This is a genomic window from Anaerobiospirillum succiniciproducens DSM 6400 (assembly GCF_000482845.1).
GTDB lineage: Bacteria > Pseudomonadota > Gammaproteobacteria > Enterobacterales > Succinivibrionaceae > Anaerobiospirillum > Anaerobiospirillum succiniciproducens.
In genome coordinates, this window is sequence record NZ_AXWV01000076.1 from 1 (window position 1) to 18,781 (window position 18,781).

Annotated in this window: 11 protein-coding genes and 2 tRNA genes; 3 read left to right on the forward strand and 10 right to left on the reverse strand. The window is 43.4% G+C overall.

All coding sequences use genetic code 11. From position 1 onward, the window contains the following. The 4 genes from H524_RS0109790 to H524_RS0109805 form a co-directional block, all read right to left on the reverse strand. Positions 1-577: GTP-binding protein (locus H524_RS0109790; RefSeq protein WP_027940091.1), on the reverse strand; the 577-nt coding region annotated here is incomplete at its 3' end. A gap of 49 nt (positions 578-626) precedes the next feature. Further along, positions 627-701: transfer RNA gene (locus H524_RS0109795), tRNA-Gly, on the reverse strand. Between the two features lie 177 nt (positions 702-878). Continuing rightward, positions 879-963: transfer RNA gene (locus tag H524_RS0109800), tRNA-Tyr, on the reverse strand. Positions 964-1,678: 715 nt separating this feature from the next. Continuing rightward, positions 1,679-6,265: a hypothetical protein gene (locus H524_RS0109805; RefSeq protein ID WP_027940092.1), complete on the reverse strand. Its 4,587-nt coding sequence runs from the start codon at positions 6,263-6,265 to the stop codon at positions 1,679-1,681. A gap of 800 nt (positions 6,266-7,065) precedes the next feature. On the opposite strand from H524_RS0109805, the gene coaA reads away from it, so the two are divergent. After that, positions 7,066-8,214: a type I pantothenate kinase gene (gene coaA / locus H524_RS0109810; RefSeq protein WP_245580464.1), complete on the forward strand. Its 1,149-nt coding sequence runs from the start codon at positions 7,066-7,068 to the stop codon at positions 8,212-8,214. An 85-nt stretch (positions 8,215-8,299) separates the two neighbouring features. Here the strand turns inward: coaA and H524_RS0109815 are convergent, their stop codons facing one another. The 4 genes from H524_RS0109815 to H524_RS0109830 form a co-directional block, all read right to left on the reverse strand. Further along, positions 8,300-9,268, reverse strand: a complete 969-nt coding sequence (locus H524_RS0109815; RefSeq protein WP_027940094.1) for a biotin--[acetyl-CoA-carboxylase] ligase — start codon at positions 9,266-9,268, stop codon at positions 8,300-8,302. Further along, positions 9,253-10,248 carry a UDP-N-acetylmuramate dehydrogenase gene (murB, locus tag H524_RS0109820; RefSeq protein WP_044121986.1) on the reverse strand — a complete coding sequence of 332 codons (996 nt, stop codon included), beginning with the start codon at positions 10,246-10,248 and terminating at the stop codon, positions 9,253-9,255. Before murB ends, H524_RS0109815 begins: the two co-directional genes overlap by 16 nt. A gap of 143 nt (positions 10,249-10,391) precedes the next feature. Next, the gene (gene murA, locus H524_RS0109825; RefSeq protein WP_027940096.1) at positions 10,392-11,657 is read right to left on the reverse strand and encodes a UDP-N-acetylglucosamine 1-carboxyvinyltransferase; all 1,266 of its coding nucleotides are present in this window, start codon (positions 11,655-11,657) and stop codon (positions 10,392-10,394) included. Between the two features lie 351 nt (positions 11,658-12,008). After that, entirely contained in the window at positions 12,009-12,926 is a 918-nt protein-coding gene (locus tag H524_RS0109830; protein ID WP_027940097.1) for a homoserine O-succinyltransferase, read from the reverse strand. Between the two features lie 428 nt (positions 12,927-13,354). Here H524_RS0109830 and H524_RS16705 point away from each other — a divergent pair, with 428 nt between their 5' ends. Next, the gene (locus H524_RS16705) at positions 13,355-14,641 is read left to right on the forward strand and encodes a competence/damage-inducible protein A (protein WP_052339041.1); all 1,287 of its coding nucleotides are present in this window, start codon (positions 13,355-13,357) and stop codon (positions 14,639-14,641) included. A gap of 235 nt (positions 14,642-14,876) precedes the next feature. On the opposite strand, the gene H524_RS0109840 is transcribed toward H524_RS16705, so the two are convergent. Both H524_RS0109840 and H524_RS0109845 read right to left on the reverse strand, forming a co-directional pair. Then, positions 14,877-15,950, reverse strand: a complete 1,074-nt coding sequence (locus H524_RS0109840; protein ID WP_027940098.1) for a glycosyltransferase family 4 protein — start codon at positions 15,948-15,950, stop codon at positions 14,877-14,879. A gap of 656 nt (positions 15,951-16,606) precedes the next feature. Next, positions 16,607-18,007, reverse strand: a complete 1,401-nt coding sequence (locus H524_RS0109845; protein WP_156907598.1) for a hypothetical protein — start codon at positions 18,005-18,007, stop codon at positions 16,607-16,609. A 244-nt stretch (positions 18,008-18,251) separates the two neighbouring features. On the opposite strand from H524_RS0109845, the gene H524_RS0109850 reads away from it, so the two are divergent. Next, entirely contained in the window at positions 18,252-18,602 is a 351-nt protein-coding gene (locus H524_RS0109850; protein ID WP_027940100.1) for a hypothetical protein, read from the forward strand. Positions 18,603-18,781 lie beyond the last annotated feature (179 nt).

The following is an 18,781-nucleotide window of genomic DNA, read 5'->3' on the forward strand; positions in this document are numbered from 1 at the left end:
CGAGTTCTAAGATCTTCTCAACCCACTTCTCTTCGCCGTTTAATGCGCCTAAAGCGGAACCACGGATAACTGGGGTGTCATCGCCTGGGAACTTGTACTCAGAGAGTAACTCACGAACGTCCATCTCAACGAGGTCTAATAACTCCTCGTCGTCAACCATGTCGCACTTGTTTAAGAATACGAGGATGTATGGAACGCCTACCTGACGAGCTAACAGGATGTGCTCACGGGTCTGTGGCATTGGGCCGTCGGTAGCAGCACAAACTAAGATAGCGCCGTCCATCTGAGCAGCACCAGTGATCATGTTCTTAACATAGTCAGCGTGGCCTGGGCAGTCAACGTGGGCGTAGTGACGGGTAGCGGTATCGTACTCAACGTGAGAAGAGTTAATGGTAATACCACGTGCCTTCTCTTCTGGAGCATTGTCGATCTGGTCGAATGCGCGAACTTCGCCACCAAACTTCTCAGCTAAAACCTTAGTTAAAGCAGCGGTTAAGGTTGTCTTACCGTGGTCAACGTGACCGATGGTACCTACGTTTACGTGTGGCTTGGAACGGACAAACTTCTCTTTTGCCATTTTGATATTCCTGTCAATCGAGTCGGGGAGATGCTCACAGATTGTGAAATGGAGCGGGCAGCGGGAATCGAACCCGTATCACAAGCTTGGAAGGCTTGGGTAATAACCATTATACGATGCCCGCACTGTAACCTGTGTACTTAACACTAATCCCAAACCATGGTGAATAGGTTTGTAGTTATCGCATACAACACAACAAGCCTAAATTCAGTCTAGCTTGATGATTTTCAGTGCTTTGTGGATTATTGTTTCGACTATCAGAGAGTAAGATAGTGAGCTGTCTGAAAGACATAAGAAAGGATGGTGGAGGGGGACGGATTCGAACCATCGAAGGCAGAGCCGGCAGATTTACAGTCTGATCCCTTTGGCCACTCGGGAACCCCTCCAATTTGCTTTCTTTCGTTGTCGTCAGAAAGCGAGGCCATTATAAGCATCACCCCTAACCTTGGCAAGAGTTTTTTTAAAGTTTTTTTAAGTTTTTTCACACCTAATATTAAAAAGCGCTTATATATCGGCTCTTTTGGCTTAAAAAAAGTTATGATCTTGCCGTGATCTTGTGCTGTTTTCATTGCAGACCAACCATATTACTAAGCAAATTGGCGTCGCTCAAAAGCCATCAAGAGCCGATTAACGCTAGCTTTCGTGCCATCACGCACCTCAAAATTCTTTGATCACCCTACTGCAGCCAGAAAAATTACCTAACTACAGCTGATAAATGACAGAGTTCACCCAAATAAATTACAGACTTCACCCACCAAAATCTTAAGCAAGCTACTTATTTTGCACTGATCTTTAGCACCACAAGATCACAATAGACACCATCTTGCGCATCAAAAGGCCAAATGAGCTCTTAGATTGCGAGTGATCCTGGGCCCTCTCCTTAATATAAGTGGGCACATCTATGTAAGTGTGCAAATATGTAGATGATGCTATGTAGCGACATGAGTTGAAGCATCTAGGATGTGTATGGCGGATGGTTTTGGTATTTGTATTTGTATTTGTATTTGTATACCGCTTAAACAAACAGCGCCTGAACAAAGTATCCATAAAGATACCTCATGCAGGCGCTGTTAAGCTTATATGTATGAACTCAAGTTGCTTTTACTTGTCGTCCTTACCTTCTTTATCCGAGTCTTTTACGATAAAGAAGCCAGTGTCCTTATGACTAGACTGGTTCTTATCGCTCTTCTGACTTGAGAATAAGTTAGTTACAAAAGAGGCAATGCCGCCTTTTGAACTACTAGGTTGCTCATCCTTTCCATCAGATGCATCTGCTTTATCTAAGATGACAAAACCAGGCTCTTTTGCGTGGTTTTTGTCAGACTCATCAGTCTTATCTGCATTTAACTGAGACTCATCAGACTTATCTGCATTTAACTGAGACTCTTCACTCTTAGCATCATTGCTTAGACTTAGGTTAGTATCGTCTTCATTAGAAGCAACACTACCACTCTTGCCATGATTATTCTTGAGATCTGACTTAAAGGTAAGTTTACTAATGGTCTCGTGTTTAAGATCGAAACTCATCTTATCTACAAGAATTCTCTTTAGCGCAGCGTTGACGTAACCATCGGACTCGAGGTTATCGATACACTGGCGATAGTAAGAGGTAAAGTCAGCAAAGCGGAAGCTTGATAAAGAGCCAGCACTGCTGAGCGTGTCTTTAACCATCTTGATATGACTATTGACCTTGTTCTCAAGCATGGAGCTAACCATACCTAAGGTACGCTTCTCGTCATCTTTAAGCTTAGTCTTGACCACAAACTGCTTAGCTGGGTCAATCATGACGGCAAAAGGCGCAGTACTTGAGTTAAAAGAACTTGGAGTGCTAAAGATATTGCTAGAAGTACTCTGCTTATCTTCAAGAGCGTCCTCGTCCTTAGAGCCATCCTTATTCTCGCAAGATGCGTCAGCTGACTTATCTACACTGTCATCTGACTTATCTTCTTGAGCTTCAGACTTCTCTTCGTTAGCTTCACTGTGTTTATCAGTGTCGGCCTTATCAGATTCAGCCTTTTCGGATGCAACCTTATCCGCTTCGGCCTTATCAGCCTGAGCTTTTTCAGATTCAGCCCTATCCGCTTCAGCCTTTTCAGATGCAGCCTTATCCGCTTCAGCCTTATCAGACTCAGCCTGTTCAAAAGCAGCTTCTAACATAGCAAGATCTACACGAGATACATCGCTAGGCATATCACCTACATCCTTTTCGTCGCTAGATTCATCCTTGGACTGATCATCTACACTTTTGGTGTCGACAGCATCATCAGATGCATCTGTAGATGCATCGTTAGCGATCTTAGAGTCAGCTTTTCCTTGCTCTTCGTCAATGGTGGAAGACTTAGGAGCATCGGACACAGATTTATCTTCGGATTTATCTTCAGATTTATCTAGGGCTTTGTCTTCTAACTTTTCTTGTGACTGTTCCTCTTGCTTTTCTTTTTGCTTGTCTTCGCTCTTGTCTTGAGACTTTTCTTGAGCCTCTGCACTAGAGTCAGCCTTGGTGATAAGAGTAGATGGACCCTCACCCTTTAACTTGAACTCATCGAGCTGCTGCTTTTTGCGCAGTTCTTGAGCATCCATGACGCGACCAGTTGGATCGACGGCTAAAGGAGGCGCGGAGTTCTTAACGATAGAGGTGGTCTCAGTATTGATGACACCATCTTTGCTCTCATTTGAAAGCTTGCTCTTACCTGCAGCTAAAGCGGCACTTAAAACATCCTTTAACTGATCGGCTGCCTTTTGCACAGGGCCACGCTCAGTTGATGAGAGATTTGGCTGTATCTGGGCACCGAAGTTAAAAGAAGTGGATCCAAAATCAAAAGTATTGCTAATACGGCTATCACTTGAACTACCACTATCCTTCACGATATTAGTGTTCTGAGAAAGTGATGTTTGTACAACTTGAGCATTTGTCCCTTGATTGAGGCGAGCTTGCTCATAAGGATCCATGTGATGCTTTACTTGAAAGTCTTGATCTTCCTTATAGGCTTCAACTTTTAGAGCATCATCCTTCATTGGTTTGATGTCGTTGATATTGCCAGTAACGAAATCAGATAAGTCCTCACCATCAGCGATAAAAGAACTATCTTTGTCGCTAAGCTTAGAGCTCTCTGATGGGCTGAGCTCATCATCAAAGCTATGAGTATCAGCACCAAAGACAGTTACGCCTTGAGTGTTACCACCAAAGAGTGACTGCTTACGCTCACGCTTGTGATAAGACGCCTCTTCAAGTGCATATGCGACCTTAACTACATCTTTAGCTACAGATGCAATCTCGTCAGTTGCAGTACTGGTCTCTTCCTTTTCAGAATCTTCTAGAGCGCCTTTGCCAAAGCTAAAGGCACCGTTTGAACCTAAAGATAACTTCTTAGAGGTAGGAGTGTACTTCTCATTCAGACGAGCTTGCTCTTCTTTTAGCTTGGAGTCAGCGATAGCATTTTCAAGCTCTTTACGAGCCTTAGCTATTTCTTTACCAGCTTCATGTAACAGAGGCGCAAGCTTCTCGATCTTGGCAGATGCTTCAGCAAATGCTGCAACATTATCGTTATCACGCTCTGCAGCCATGGTTCTAACTAAAGTGCGCTCTTCACGAGGTAGCGCTTTAGGATTAGAACTATTAATAACTGAAGTTGGCTTAGCATTAATAACTGAGGTTGACTTGGTATTCAAGCCCTCAAAAGCAGCATCGAAACGATTCTTGATACCTTCAATTTCGCTTCTTAAAGCTGCGCCAACATTGGCTATATCAGAGGCCTGAGAAACTCTTTGTGCTAAGCTCTTATTAGCAAGCTCACTATCTTGAGTAGATTGCTCTGTCTCTTGATTTGTAGATTGCTTGCTATCAACAAATAAAGCTTTTTTATCACTGTCTACGCCAGAGATTAAGGCTGAAATAGCTGACCCTTGCGTGGGACGGTCTCCGTCTGAGTCTGATGTATTCTTTTTAGACTCAGAGAGTAGATCGGAAAATGAATTGCCTAACTCAATGCTTGTACGAGCAAAGGCGCGAGCTTTCTCTGTTGGCAGACTTACGAGCAGATCTACATCGTTTTCTCTTAAGTCAGCTGCGACTAAATACTGAGGGCCAACAAAGATGCTCTTTAAGATCAAGCGACGGAGTAGCGCTGGCTCATAACGGCTAATGGAGCTGTTGCTACGAGCGTCGATAATGAGCTTCTCAATATCTTGAGGCTTGAGCTCATCAACAGACTTTTGATTGAGTAAGTCTTCAACTAAAGTACTGATCTGACCAAAGAGTAAGGCTGTGTCTACTACCTTGCTATTTTCAGCACTAACGCGAGCACCAATCTTGCCTGCAAGAGCAATTGGACCTGAGATACTCTCGCGAGTAGAACGTGACTCATCCTCATCACCTGAGGCTAAAGCGTTTAAGCAGCTTTGTGCTGCAATACGCTCAGCGTGAGTAGAGGTACGCTCCTGAACTAAGGTAGCCAGCTCAGCGGCCTTGAAATTTTGGGCCTCAGTAGTGCTATCAGATGCAGCCATGCTTGCATCACGACGAGCCTGACGAGCCTCTAGACGGCGAGCGATCACATTGCCCTCTGAACCCTGCATAGCAGAGATAAGTTCGGACATGTTATCGGCTGTACCACGACCAATTCTTGAGAGAATATCCACGCGATCGCCGAGTTTGGCCTGCAGTGACTTTGGCAGGGTGTTCTTATCGGCAGTCTTCTTAGTACCACTTGCTGCAGCTAATGCAGCTGCAACCTTGGCAAAGGAAACACCTACATCATCATCGCCACTTTCAAACTCATCAGAGTAGCTATCATCAGCACCTAACTGCTCAAGATGGCGGAACTCCTCAGGTAAAGGAGGAACAGAACCTAATGCCTTGGAGCTTTCGGATAAAGACTCATCTACAGACTTAGCTGTTGCATCATTATCTTGCTTGAGTGGATTGCTGCTCTGGTCATCAGCATTTTGCTTGAGATCCGCAACTGAGTAACCTAAAGCCTTAGCAGTCTTAACTAAGTCACCGGCCTTGAAAATCATGCCAGATAGAGCGGCTCTTTCGGCTGCACTTAATGACTTAGCGCGGCTTAACAGATCGTTCATATCCTCACGCAGCTTTAAGTTAACTGGGAGACCTTCAACAGATAATTGCTGCTCGCCGGAGTTTAAGCACTGCAGCAGATCTAAGATATCAACAGACATGGACATGTTTTCCATGACCTGCTGCTTAAAAAGACCATCTTGCTTAACATCATTTAAAGAAGCACGTAATGCCTCTAAATCGTGATTGCTCTTAGCAAGGGCCTCTTGAGTACGATCCAGCTCCTTTTGCAATTGAGCATTCTGATCTTGCAGTGCTTTGAATGCGTCTTGAACTGCATCAGCAACTCTTTGGTCACGCTTAACGATGAAAGCGTTGAGATGCTTGAGTAACTCGAGCTCAATGCCGAGTAGACCTGTATTCATGTTTTCAGGCAAGAAAGGAAGCGCAGAGCGTAACTTAACTTCATGCTCATTAAGAGCATCGATCTCTTTGCCACGCATATAGGCGGTAAAACGCTCGATCATTTGCTCGTACTCATCTTTAGTCATGGTAGGAGCAATGCTTACTAGAGAGTTGTACTCTGAAGTTTTACCTTCCTGATAATCGCGCTTAAGTTGCAAGAACAGCTTATCTAGAATGTCTTGCTGTTCAAAAATACTCTGATTCATGAAGATTCTGCCTGTGATTAGAACGATACCAACAGGTATCTCGTGGACGTATGCCGTCTTAATCCGCAGTCTTTACAGATATACGGTTCTAAAATTCTATTATCGATCCGATCAATGTCACTGTAGTGATCTTGCTTAGCTTAATTCTACTTAAATACGACGCGATTGCCATTAACGAGCAATGTACTTTTTCAAGCGCCCGCTCACCTTATTCACAAATGATGGTATGAGGTGGCAAATCTTAAGGCTATAAAGCAAGAACAACGATCCTAGGTTATACGCTGATTACCCATAGATCATGAAGTGACTTTCGGAGCAACGATCCATATTACAACGAAAGATTGTACAATCCCCATCCATTTTAAATGAATGTAAAGAACAAGTCCTTAATTTAGTAACATAAGTGACCTATATGAGCAAAAATACCACTCCTATTAGTGCTTAGTCTGCCTATATCGCCATTTCGGAGCACTTTTGGGTCAAATTAACGGACAAGTTTCATAAAAAGCCATGTAATTCGATCTGAGAGATGATCTTTAAAATCCCCACCCGCGCATCCAAGCGTTAATATGATCTTTAAATTACCTTGCTGATCCCTTAAGCTTTCTTATTAGCCAGTTACCCCCTCAAATTGGGGTTAATCAGCTAACTATTTGGGTATATTAAGTGATTTGTCCAAAAAATTAGGGCTTTTTAGCTGTCAATGCGTTAAGATCTGACAAATCATCTCTTGGTACTGTGGATTACCTAAGAGCATTTGCATTGTTGTATGCACTAAGCACATTCTGTGAGAGGTAATTATGTCAACTGAGCAACCTGAAAATAATGTTGCTTACGAAGCACCCCCGACATCTGAAAGCTTAGAAACAGCTTCAGTCCCTCTTAGCCCATCTAATAATGAGAACGTTACCAAAGATGCTCAAGCACAAAGTGACGTAACTGATTCTAAGCCAGATATCATGACCGCCATTAAAGGTCATGAGACTACTCATAATCCTCTAAGTGCAGATAATGAAATAATCTCACCTTTCTTTGAGTTCTCTGCGGATACTTGGTCAACCTTTGCTCACAACAAGCGCAAGGTGAAGCTCACTGAAGAAGAGCTGCAAAAGTGCTTAGCTTTCAATGACAAGATCTCACTTGAAGAAGTAGAACGCATCTACATGCCATTATCACGACTGTTGCACATGTATGTGCGCTCACGTCACGATAGATCTACTGTTATTCAGCAGTTCCTCGGCAAGTCTATAGAAAGTGCTCCTTTCATCATCTCTATTTCTGGTTCAGTTGCATGTGGCAAAACCACTACTGCTAATTTGTTAAAGCATCTGATCTCTATGTGGGATACCAATCCTAAGGTAGATCTCATCACTACTGACGGCTTCTTATTCCCGAACAAGATCTTGCATGAGCGTCATATTGAGGCAAAGAAGGGCTACCCTGTTTCATACGACGTGAAAGCCTTGATGACTTTCTTGCAGCAGCTTAAAAACGGCGAGCCTAACCTCAAGGTACCGGTGTATTCACACCTTTACTACGATGTTATGCCAGGTGAGTACACCATTGTTGATCGCCCTGATATCCTCATCTTAGAGGGTGTTAATGTGCTACAAAACGGAGCTGATTATCCAACCATCCGTAATAAGGTCTTTATCTCTGATTTCATCGACTTCTCTATCTATGTTGATGCTGAGGAAGATTGCCTAATTAAGTGGTACTTAGATCGTTTCTTAAAGTTACGTGAGAGCACCTTTAATAACCCTAACTCCTACTTCCACAGATACGCTAAATTAGATCTTGAGGATGCTACCCACTTAGCTACCACTATTTGGAGTGCAGTAAACCACGACAACTTAGTGGAGAACATTCTCCCAAGCCGTAACCGTGCTAACCTCATCATGCACAAGGGCAAAAACCACTCTGTGGATAAGGTCTATCTGCGTAAGTAGCATTTACTGCCCATTAAAAAAGACCAAGAAAAAAGGCTCCCGATGGGAGCCTTTTTTCTTAAAGCTACAGTGATAGTGCACTTGCTTAGTAGCGGATAAGCGAGATATGGCCAGAGCGTATTGCAGTACATCCTGCATTACTCTCTAAGATGAGCTCGCCTAAGCTGTTCACACCTGAGACACGACCAACTACAGTACGATGAGCAGAGATCACCACCTCAACTTGTCGACCTAAAAGTGAGTCGTGGCGATTCCAGCTATCTAAGAACTGAGCTAAGCGGTGCTTACGGAAGCTTGAAGCTGCATACTTAATCTCATTGATGAGGTTAATGCAGATCTCATCACGAGTAAGATTGTAACCAAGCTCTTCTAAATCGGTATATGGACGATCGATGAGCTTATCAATGCTCTCTGAGTGATGCACATTTAAGCCTACACCAACAATAGCGAAGATCTCTTCGCCCTCGCCTTGTACAGACTCAATTAAAATGCCTGCGACCTTCTTGTCGTTAATCACTACATCATTTGGCCACTTGAGCTTCACATCACGCACACCTGCAAACTCTAAGGCATTTACAGTAGCAACGCCTACTGCTAATGAGAAGCCTAACAAGTGCTGATGTGATGGGAACTTAAATGCCATGGACAGCATGATATTAGTACCAATAGAGGTTAACCATTGAGTACCACGTAATGAGCGTCCCTGTGTCTGAATCTCAGCAACTAAAGCATCACCTGAAACAAGCTCATCACGAGCATTCATCAGTTCACCATTAGTTGATGGGGTGACATCTTTTAAGACGAAGCGGCCACGAGTAGACACCTTCTCATGAATGTTCTTGGCATTGATAAGATCGAGCTTTTTGACCAAGACTAAATCTTCGCCGTCTTGATAGAGCAATGGCTCCATCTCATTTACGAGCTCTGCGATCTCTTGGAGAACTTCTACAGTTACCTCTAAACGCTTGCACAGAAGGCGGTAGTTCATACGCAGGTCTTCAGACTGATTGAGACAGCGTAATAAAGGCATTACAAAGCTCAGATTTGATCCCATGCTATTTCTCCGTTCTTACCGTAAAGACGAACTTCAGGTACGAGATCGATTAAAAACTTTTCTTTCACTTCAGCCGTGATGTATTTGGCTAAAGCGGTAATTTCATGTGGCTTAGCGCGACCTAGGTTGACGATCACTAGAGCCTGATTGCCCCAAGTACCCACCTGACCGTGCTTAATGCCGCGACAGCCTGACTTATCAATAAGCCAACCTGCAGCTAACTTATAACTACCGTCTTCTTGTTGCCAACAAGGCATATTAGCGTATTTTGCCTTGAGCTTCTCATAGATCTCAGTAGTTACGTAAGGATTTTTAAAAAAGCTACCCGCATTGCCGACATAAGCTGGGTTAGGTAACTTCTCATTACGCAGGGCGATCACACGATCACGTACCTGACGTGGTGACTTAAACTCTACGCTTTGCAATCCTGCATAGTTTTGCTTAGGCTTAAAGCAATCAGGAAGCACAAAGGTTACATGAGTAATGAAGTAGCTTGAAAACTCAGGCTCTTTAAACAGTGAAGTTCTATAGCCAAACTTACACTCATCTTTGCCAAGCACATGTTCAGAACCATCCTTGAGATCTACAGCCTCAATGGACTCGATAAAGTCACCAATTTCAATACCATAAGCACCCACATTCTGAATCGGAGCAGCACCTACAGTACCTGGTATAAGTGAGAGATTCTCAAGGCCACAGATACCTTTGTCAAGCAACTTATCAATAAGCTCATCTAAAATCTCACCGCCACCGGCTCTGACCTTATAGCCATTAGAGCATTTACTAACCTCAATGCCCTTAATGCGATTAATGAGAACAGTGCCGTCAAAGTCTTCGGTAAATAGCACATCAGAGCCACCACCTAAGATGATGTAAGGTCTACTAACGGGCTCTTTGAGATCTTGCTTTGAACAAATCTCGCGGCCATCCTTAGCAAAGACGGTTAGGTTAAATGTGTTATATGCGCTTAGATCAAACATCAGATGGTAGTGTCAGTAAGTCTTTCAAGTCCTAGCATCTAATGATACGTACACTAGATGCTAACTTACGTGCTTTAAAGCTTTATTAAGCTCTCTACTAAAATGAGCTCATATCTAAACTTTAAAGATCGCTCATGTCAAAATTATTGACCTGAGATACGCTCAATAGTTCCACCAAGGGCTCTAATCTTACGCTCGATATGCTCATAGCCACGATCCATATGGTAGATACGCTCTACGATGGTAGTACCTTGAGCAACTAAGCCTGCAATCACTAAACTTGCAGAAGCGCGTAAGTCAGTTGCCATGACTTGTGCACCCTTAAGCTGTTCAACACCTTCAATGTGAACGGTATTACCCTGAATAGAGAACTTTGCCCCCATGCGCATCAGCTCTGGAACATGCATAAAGCGATTTTCAAAGATGGTCTCAGTAACGGTGCTTGAACCTTTAGCTAAGGCATTTAACACCATGAACTGAGCCTGCATGTCAGTTGGGAAACCTGGATGTGGAGCAGTGATGATGTTAACTGGCAGAATGTCACGATTACGCATATCAAGGTAGATGCTGTCATCGTGCAGCTCAATTAAAGCGCCCGCATCTTTAAGCTTGGCAATAACAGGATCTAAGGTGGATGGCAGGATGTTCTTACATAACACCTCACCATGGCTTGCCATTGCAGCTACTAAGTAAGTACCACCCTCAATACGGTCGCACACAATAGAGTGCTCACAAGAATGTAAAGAGCTGACACCCTCAATGACAATCTTAGGGGTACCGTCACCGCTAATATTGGCACCCATTGCACGTAAGAATACAGCTAAGTCAGTAATCTCTGGCTCACGAGCAGCGTTCTCAATAACTGTAGTGCCTTCAGCTAAAGCTGCAGCCATCATCAGGTTTTCAGTACCAGTAACCGATACCTTATCCATCATTATGGTGCCGCCATGCAGACGACCGTCAGGAGCCTGAGCACGAATATAGCCATCAGCAAGCTCAAAAGTAGCGCCTAACTCCTTTAAGCCTTTAACATGCAGGTCCACAGGACGAGCACCAATGGCACAACCACCTGGTAGCGATACCTCAGCTGAGCCTAAAAAGGCGGTGAGCGGACCTAAAGCTAAGATGGAGGCACGCATGGTCTTAACCAGCTCATATGGGGCTACGTTATGAGTAACTTTGCCCTTTATGAGATATTCAGATTCACCGAGACGCTCGTAGCTCTTGCCCATGATTGTCAGTAACTTAAGGCAAGTCTGCACGTCACGCAGATCTGGTACGTTCTTAAGTGTGACATCCTCAGAGGTCAACATGGTAGCTAAAAGGATTGGCAGAGCTGCATTCTTTGCTCCGCTGATAGTAACCTCGCCGCGCAGTACCTTACCGCCGGTAATCTGAAATTTATCCAAAACTATTGCCTCGACGCCATGCAATCCTTGCAAGGCCGTAAAAAAGCCTCTGCCCTAGGGGCTGCTTAGAAAACTACTATTGGGTAATTGATTCTTGCCCATCATTGGAACCTTGTATTTTATCAGGCTCAGGCCTGTGTGGCCATGCACCAAGAAGGAAAAAATCGCCCGCACCTATGAACAGTGCGCACATGATCCTACAAACACTGCACACTAAGGACTTATTAAGGCTCTAAATTTATTGTGATGGGTAGAAATTACAAGCGGTGAGGACTTGTTCAGATGGGCTTATAAGACAAGGCATAGATGTACAATTGCCACCTATGCCTTTTATGCGTCTAGGCAGGTACTTTAGTCGCGACGCATGACAAAGTCGTATGGGGTCTCTTGATAGATGTAGTTAACCCAGTTTCTAAAGAGCAGAGCAGCATGTGAGCGCCAGGTACAAATTGGCTCGCCTGATGGATCATCATCAGGGAAATAGTTAACTGGCAGATCTGGAGTTAGTCCAGAGCTTAAATCACGGTAGAACTCATCAGAGAGGGTCTCTGGATCGTATTCAGGGTGACCAGTAACATACAGCTGCTTGCGATCTTTTGAGGTGGCTAAGAATACACCGGCACGCGCTGACTGAGCGACAATGATAAGGTCAGTCTTCTCTTTAAACATCTCCTCAGGGAAATCGATAAAGCGTGAGTGAGGTGCAAAGAAGAAATCATCAAAACCATAAGTAAATGGGTTGAGATCATCAATGACCTCATGCTGAAAAACGCCCGAGAGCTTCTTAGCACGGTTGAGCATTGGAATATCGTAAAAGTGCTTTAAAGCTGCAGCTACACCCCAGCATGAAAAGAGCGTGGAGGTGACGTGCGTTTTAGTCCAGTCTAGGATGGTTGTAAGCTCGTCCCAGAAGGTAACGTCCTCAAACTCGGTTTGATCTAATGGGGCACCAGTGATGATCATACCGTCGAAGTAACGATCTTTAATCTCCTCAAAATCCTTGTAGAAAGTGTCTAAATGAGACTGTGGGGTATTGCGAGAGATATGATGATCAATACGTAAAAGATCGATATTAATCTGAATTGGTGTACTTGAGAGCTTACGCATGTACTGAATTTCAGTAACAATCTTCTTCGGCATCAGGTTTAGGATGATGATCTCGAGAGGACGGATATCCTGGCTCTCGGCACGATCCTGTGTCATTACAAACACTTTCTCTTGAGCAAGCACATCGGCTGCTGGTAAACCTGTTGGAATATTAATTGGCATGTAAGTCTCCTGATTGTGTCAGTACCTACGTACTTTAAGTGCATTTCTTAATGCACTATAGGGTACCACAGCAATCGCAATTCACTGAATTTCTACCTTAAGCGCATCATTTAAGGGCTTAAACAGCCCAAATGGCTGAATTTAAAGCACCTCCTAATTTGATTGAGGCCCCTTGCCATAGGCTCATTAAATCATCTCTTAAGATATATATAACATTGCCTGACAGGATGATGCGCATATTTTGCAGCTATGTAAGCGTACGTGACCTTATTCACAGTGATTGACAAAACATCTTGCGAAACCATAGCTCATCGGAACAAAGTATGATCTTATAGGCTTAGCTGCAAATGGCTTTATACAAAAGCACAAGCAGATGGCTTTTTAAAGCCTTGGCAAGATATTTAGACTGTCTAACTACAGGAGTTCTTGTGCGCATTGAATTGATTTCCACAGGTGATGAAGTTATTACTGGCAATATCGATGACACTAATGCTAGTTATCTATCCCGTGAATTATTTGAATCAGGACTTCAGGTAGATCGTCGTCATACTGCAGGTGACTCGCTTGAAGAACTGATGGCCATGTTTACTGAAATAAGTGAGCGTGAATGTATCGCTATCGAAACTGGCGGTATGGGACCTACTACAGATGATCTCACTACCGAAGCCATTGCAAGAGTAGCTGGCAAATCTCTAGTTCTCAATGAAGAGTGGCACCGCTCCATGTCACAGTGGTTCATTAACCGCAATCGTGTCATGTCGCAAACCAACATTAAGCAAGCCATGCTCCCAGAGGGTTCGATCATGATCGAAAACCCAACTGGCACTGCCTGTGGCTTTATGGTGAAGGTAAATAAAGCCGTCTTTATCTTCCTGCCTGGTGTTCCACGTGAACTTAAGGCAATGTGGGAGGCATCCGTTAAGGAGATAGTACTATCCTTAAGTGAGGACACCGTACCACGTACTCATTTATTTAAACTCTTCTTAATGGGTATTGGTGAGTCAGATCTGATGGAGAAGATTGGCTCGATATCTCTGCCACAGGGTGTCACTATTGGCGATAGAGCTGTCTACCCTCTGTTAGAGCTTAAGATCATCGGCCACAATGCTGCAGATAATGACATGCTTAAGGTGCTTGAGGATGTCATGAAGGTGGTTGAGCCTTACTATGTAAGCAAAGACACCTTTGATCTTATCTCAAACTTAAGACAACAAAAGATCTCGATTGGACCAGTTAACGCCATTGATGGTGTATGCCGTGGCTATTTACTAATTAGCCTGCAAACCCTCTTTAATGACTTTGTAACCTGCTCAGTAATCAACACTGATCTACATGATCCTGAGGCGCTAAAAGAGACTAGCGAGGTACGTGAGCATATGCCGCATAACAACCTCGTCTCTTTAATGCCGCTTAGTGAAAAACGTGCCAAAGAGATTGGTCCTGTAGCTTGCGATCTCATGCAAAGCACTGAGTTTCCATATATCTTTGAGCTCAACTTTGATCTGGAGGTAGAACAAAACGGCAAATCACGTCGTGTCGGTGCAACCTATCTTATTAGCTCTAAGGACAACATCCGTCACAACGGTACCTATACCCGTAATCGTGATTTTGTATCCTTACTCTGCTGCGTGCTTATCTACAAGACTCTTATGAAAGAGCCTCATGTTGAACCTTTTGATATGCTCGTCTCAAGGGTCAATCACTACGATGCCTAAGATTTGAGCACGATTGCCAGGCCATTTTGCCCAAAAGAGCTAGCTAGACACTTTTCAAGCAATGGCCCTTTCAAAGACAGTTATAAAAAAAGCGCCTTAAGGGCGCTTTTTTTTATATCCACATCGTACAGCATTGCACTAGCTTAGTTGCTGTTACATTGCAGGAAAAAAAACATTGCCTACAACACACTAGCTTAATGGTAAGTTAAGCTGCAACTTGATTTTGAATGGGCAATTAGAGAAGGCCCTTCTTGCGATTGAGGATATTGATATAAATACGGTAGTACTGAGCTGCCATGACACTAGAGCTATGATCAGAGGCAACGTTACGTGCATTATGCACAATACGGTAGTACATATTGCGATCTTCGTACAGCTGCATGATGTAGTTAGCTAAGGCCTTAGAATCACCTGGCTCAATGAGATAACCTGTTTCATCGTGCTTAATGATATCTGGAATTCCGCCTACCTTAGAGGCTACCACAGGCACACCCTGCTCCATAGCATCGAGAATAATACTACCCTTAGCCTCATAGTTAGCTGGATAAGCAAAGACATCAAAGCAAGACATATAGTCGATGTAATTGCGCTTAAATCCCACAAACTTAACAAAAGGCATGTCTTTAGCGTGACGTTGGAGCAAGCCTACATCATCACCGCCACCAACAAAGACCACTACAATCTCTGGGATCTTCTCTTGGAGAATCTTAGCTGCATCGATAAGTACACTCTGACCCTTTTGACGATTGATAAGCGGGCTAATGTTACCGATAACAAAACGATGCTTGAGCGCTTCTTTAAAGTGAGCTGTGACGTTCTCATTTGGCATCAGGCGAGAGGAGCAATCGCCCACCATCATGGCCTCAACACCTAAGTATTCACTTAGGGTGTCCTTGATGATTTCTGATACACCTACAATAGCTGCAGCTGTCTTATAGGCAGTCTTATTCACAAAGCCGTAGATAGAAGGGTCTTCGTCACGCTCAGTAATTACATATGGGGTTCCACGGAGAAGATAGTGGAAGAATGCCCACTGCACGCCATAGAGATCATGAGCATGGATTATAGAGTAACGACCTACTTTGAAGTGGCCCATAAAACGAGGGTCGCTTCCACGAATACGATAGAACTTAAGCCCCTTAACACCCTCAAGGTGGTAAGCAAGAGGGCTATCTTCACGGCAGATCAAAGCTTGCGGCACACCAAGGCTAGCTAACTCTTTGATCAGCAGCTCGATCTGTCGCTCATTACCGCGATAGCCTAAAGCTAAGTTTACATGCGCCACAGCTAACTTGTTTTCGCCGGCCATGAATACATCTCCCGTACTACCTTGATTGCACGTGTTCTACTGTGCGTAACGTGAAAAACGAAAATAAGATCTTCAATGCTGCCACTAAAAGCTCTTATCACGATGATTAACTCATCGATAAGCTCAAATTGGTCGCATAGACAGAGCTCTCATACCCCTAATTATCGTATAGACAACTATCAAATCAACATCAAAGCTAGCAATTTAATTGTGCTAAAGACTTACTTGTTTAATCTAAGTGATAACAACGGTGTCATGAGATGCTTTTTAAAAGAAACCAGCTCGCATTATGAGGTGAGAAACAAGCATTTTAAGTGCAAAGCAAGCAATAGATGCTCATTTTAGTAAACGTAGAATTACTCAATATTTCATCCACCTCAAAGTTACTAAGTCTAACCAAAAATTCCATACATAACAAATTGACTGTGCAAAATCTCGATGCAGATCGACACTAAATATATGTAAGGGCACACAACGGTGCATAAAGGGGCTTTTTGGATATAAAAAGAGTCCAGTTTTGCCACATTAAAGTACCCTCACGGGACATTGGCTTCACACTGAACTCTTGTATGGATATATAGTAACTAGTGCTCTTAAACGCTTAGCTATGACCTACAGTAAGTTATAGATAAAACTAGGCTTTAGCTTAACTGAGCTTAGAACAAGCCACTTGGGTCAGTCTTGCTAGATGGGTTAGAGCCAAGTAAGTCAAACATACGCTTGCGCTGATGCATGATGATCTGATTACTATCAATGATATCTGACATGAAGTAATAGAAGATCGAGGTCATGGCAGCAACTGGGTTAGAGCCATTGCGATAGAGAATTACATCCCAAGGCTTAACGTTTGAATGTCCCACTAGCTTGGCACTGATCTCGCGCTCATAGGACAGAATGTTCACCACAAAGCGGTTGTAATCCTGTCTTTGCGGTAAGAATAGCTCATGCTCTTCGTTGTCATTGCGCGAAATGGTCATGATGTAAGAGTCCTTTTGACGTAAGGACATCTCACACTCGTACTCTGCCTTTTGAATCAAATAGAGACTATCTTCAACCTGTGGCAAGGTAGATAAGTAGAAGAAGGCTTCAATCTGATTAGTCTGAGGATCTATACGCTTAATGCAAACAACTGTCTGCATATCCTCAGAAATTTCATCTAAAAGATCATAGTAAGTATCAATACGATCAATGAGAATCTTGGCATTTGAAGTGGCTGCTAATCTAGACTCAAACTGTGCAAGCACTTCACGAGGCAAATGATTTAAAGATAAGAGGTAATCATAGCCATTAAGATTAAGCTGATCGCAGCATAAGAAGAGCAATGGACGTGGGCCTAAGATGAGACCGTGGTCAAGGCCTAAGCATGGCAAGTACGCGCCTAAATCAGCGTGGGTAAGTCCATGTAGCTCAGTATTTACACTAAAAGCACCAGCCTTGTTAGCAAGGGAAGGCTGAATCTCACGAAGCTTTGATGGTGGACAGAGCTTAGTTGCAACCTTAGCGCGAGTAAAGAAATTAGTATAGAAGCTCTCGAGCATGTTGTAGTTAACTAAACGCATCACCGAACGACAGTTTGGTACTGAGATACGGTAGCGAGGGTGTAACATGCATGGCAATAAAAGCTGCAGATACTGATTAGCGTAATTAGAGTAGGCAGTGATGTTCTTAAGATCTTTAAGACCGCACATCAGCGCCATGACACAGATAGTAAGTGCTGTATCAAAACGCAGAATATACTCAGACTGATTCTTTAGTGCATAGCTATTAGACACAGCACTAAAAGCACTAAAGACCTTATTGAGATCAGGATTTTGATAGATCTCTGACTGCTTGAGCTTAATAAAAGCATCAACCACGTGCAGAGAGTAGTCCACCATCTCATCTTGATTAGAACCATCAGGCATAGCTAGCTCAGCGAGCTTATCAAAGAGGGAAGGATACTTCTCTTCTACCTCCTGCAGTGTGCTCTCAATGACGTCATTGCCTAATAGGCTTCGTAAGATAGTGGCGTAAATCTGGTTCACAGTGCCTGCTCCTGTTACAACGGATAACAGCACGTCATCCATTTCCTTGCAGTCACTTGTCTATCAAGAATAAAGCCAGCTTAACAACAATGTACTAGCTAAAAGCAAGTGACTCTTGCACCATGTATTCTATAGCCTTAGCACCGTTATCACAATCGCACTTACGCAATCTACCTATCTTTGAGCGCATTTAACTTAACCAGGTGCTGTTAAATGCGCTATATAGCGATAATACCAACCATAGGACTGCCAAACTTTACTATCAGGATATTAGTTGATGCCAAAAGATGGAATTGTACTCAAGGATGAACAGTGCCGCATGGTTTTCAATCATGAGAGCTTTTGTGAGCTGATAAAGCATTTACTAAAATTTTATGTCGGTATTTCTTATGCTGAAGCATCGACACTAGTAGAGCAATCTCACTTAGCAGAGCCTGTTACAACCTACATGGAGGCAGCTCTACTCAATCATGAATTTCCTTATTATTGGGCAATGAGTCTGTATTATGGCGACATGTATTGGCTAAAAGGCATACCAGCTCAACCAGATGATCTAGAGGCATATTTTAGGTTAGAAGATGACATCATATGTACATATGATCTCAAAGAGCCTTTTATTGATGAATAGCTTGTCAATGACACTCTTCATTATGCTGTAACCAAAGGTGAGATATAGCTGTGAAGCTCATTAATGCTAAACCACGCATTTGCGCAGTACGATTTGGGCGGTAACTTGCGTTTTGGGCGGGGACTAGAAACAAAAAAACACCTTAAAGGTGGCTTCAATTGCCTCGGATGTTTTGATCT

Excerpts from the sequence above, each read along its gene's own strand:
- H524_RS0109805 (WP_027940092.1), bottom strand. The coding sequence starts at position 6,265 with ATGAATCAGAGTATTTTTGAACAGCAAGACATTCTAGATAAGCTGTTC.
- H524_RS0109840 (WP_027940098.1), bottom strand. The coding sequence starts at position 15,950 with ATGGCCGGCGAAAACAAGTTAGCTGTGGCGCATGTAAACTTAGCTTTA.
- H524_RS0109850 (WP_027940100.1), top strand. The coding sequence starts at position 18,252 with ATGCCAAAAGATGGAATTGTACTCAAGGATGAACAGTGCCGCATGGTT.
- H524_RS0109815 (WP_027940094.1), bottom strand. The coding sequence starts at position 9,268 with ATGGGATCAAATCTGAGCTTTGTAATGCCTTTATTACGCTGTCTCAAT.
- murB (WP_044121986.1), bottom strand. The coding sequence starts at position 10,248 with ATGTTTGATCTAAGCGCATATAACACATTTAACCTAACCGTCTTTGCT.
- coaA (WP_245580464.1), top strand. The coding sequence starts at position 7,066 with ATGTCAACTGAGCAACCTGAAAATAATGTTGCTTACGAAGCACCCCCG.
- H524_RS0109830 (WP_027940097.1), bottom strand. The coding sequence starts at position 12,926 with ATGCCAATTAATATTCCAACAGGTTTACCAGCAGCCGATGTGCTTGCT.